General features: G+C 62.9%; 1 protein-coding gene. It reads left to right on the forward strand.

Annotation, left to right across the window (positions count from 1 at the left end):
* Positions 1–26 precede the first annotated feature (26 nt).
* Positions 27–1,010 (forward strand): TRAP transporter substrate-binding protein (locus CXQ88_RS21380; protein ID WP_146069274.1); only part of this gene is annotated, 984 nt, incomplete at its 3' end.

Genomic DNA, 1,010 nt, shown 5'->3' on the forward strand with positions numbered 1-1,010 from the left:
GGAAGGCGGACCGGGAAGAGGTCAGCATGTATCCGTTCAGGCGCATGACGGCGGCAGCCTCCATTGCTGCATTAATCACCATCACCACAGCGTGCGGAGCGCCGGAGGCGCTGGACTCGACAACTGATAATCCAACCTACTTCACCATCGCTACGGCCTACGGCGTTGGGCAGCCCGGGGCAGCCCAAATCGCAGAATTCGTCCGCCAAGTCCAGAGACACTCCCCGGACGGCAGCATCAAGATAGATACACACCTCCAGGCCGCGGGTGACGCCACCGAGGCATGGAACCAGGCCGTCCTCGAGCTGGTACAGGCAGGGGACGTCGACATGGCACTGATCCCCACACAAACATGGGAGGGCGAAGGAGTCACCTCGTTCAACGCGCTTTCTGCGCCGTTCCTCGTGAGCAACGATGACGTGCTGAAGCAGGTTGTTGCCCCTGGCTTCGCCGACCCAATGCTGGCCGGACTCACACCGGTGGGATTGACCGGGCTTGCCCTCTTTCCCGAAGGCCAGCGGCATCTCTTTTCTTTTGCCGAGCCCATTGACGAGCCCGGCGACCTGGACGGGAAGGTTGTCCGCGCCCCCCGATCGGACACTGCCGATGAGGTGCTGCAGTCCTTCGGCGCGGTGCCAAAGCCCTTGCCTGGAAAGCTCTTCACAGAGGCGCTGGCAAAAAACGCAGTCGGCGCGACCGAAACGTCGTTCGCCCGTGCCGGTGCCCTGACGAAGCCCACGACCGTGACGGGCAATCTCCCACTGTATCCAAGAATCAACACCCTGGTCATCAACCAGGACGTGCTGAACGAGCTGCCCATCAATGCACGCCGCACCCTCGAGCAAGCAGCGGATGCCACCCGTGCGTGGGCCACCGCCTCAATGCCCGCTACTGCAGCCGAGGCCGCTGGATACTGTCAGGCCGGAGGGACCATCTTCACGGCACCCGCAGAGGGCATCGCTGCGTTCCAAGCAGCAGCAGCACCAACAATCGCCAGGCTGGAAAAGGAC

The sequence above is a fragment of the Arthrobacter sp. ZGTC412 genome (assembly GCF_002929215.1).
Lineage (GTDB): Bacteria > Actinomycetota > Actinomycetes > Actinomycetales > Micrococcaceae > Arthrobacter.